Raw genomic sequence first — 754 nt, forward strand, 5'->3', positions numbered from 1 at the left:
GGCGTCGAGGGCAGGGTATTGACGATGATATCCGCTTGTTTGAGAGCGACGTGCGCTTCGTTGATGTGGTAAGTGCTATCAAATGAAGTTTGACGTGGTGGTATGCCAGTGCGGTTAACCCCAATCGCTTGAATACCGAAGGCTTGCGCCACCTTGGCGAGATGGCTGCCAATTGAACCGGTACCAAGGATCACCATGGTGCGTCCGCTGAGTGATTGATAAAGCTGTGGCTGCCACTGCTTTTGAGCTTGCTGCTGGTGGTAGTGTTGAAAGTGGCGGTAGTGGCTGACGCTGTAACCCATGACATACTCAGCGATGAGTGGTCCGAAGATGCCTCTGACGTTGGTGAGTGTGTAATCTTGACGAAGCTCAGGGCTAGCTAGAGCGTTCATACCCGCATATGTGCTTTACAGCCAATCCAGCTTGCTGAACTCGCTCAAGCGTTGAGCAACCATAGGTGGAGCCGCGAGTACAATGTCAGCCTCCGCGGCGTCTTCGGTGATTTCTAGGTCGGGTAAGGCGTGTTCAAGGACCAGTTGTTGATAGGTCTCGTCGTGCTCGGTGAGAATATAGAGTTTATTGGTGAAATTGTTCATCGGCTTACCTTTTTTCCCTAAGGTTTATCAAGTACACTTTCGCTGTCTTTTTCTGCAACTATTGAGTAACTATGCTACAGAATCCACTTCAGGTTCGTCTTGAAAAACTCGAACCTTGGCAACAAATTACTTTCATGGCGTGTCTGTGTGAGCGTATG

1 protein-coding gene and 1 pseudogene are annotated in these 754 nt (G+C 49.7%); one reads left to right on the top strand and one right to left on the bottom strand.

Translation table 11 applies throughout. The features are described 5' to 3' along the window. Nucleotides 1-596, bottom strand: a pseudogene (locus KIV40_RS26595) (NAD(P)-dependent oxidoreductase); the annotation flags it as partial. Nucleotides 597-667: 71 nt separating this feature from the next. On the opposite strand from KIV40_RS26595, the gene KIV40_RS26600 reads away from it, so the two are divergent. After that, a partial coding sequence (locus KIV40_RS26600; RefSeq protein ID WP_285352181.1) for a DUF416 family protein occupies nt 668-754 on the top strand: 87 nt, incomplete at its 3' end.

It is taken from the genome of Vibrio sp. D173a (genome assembly GCF_030248475.1).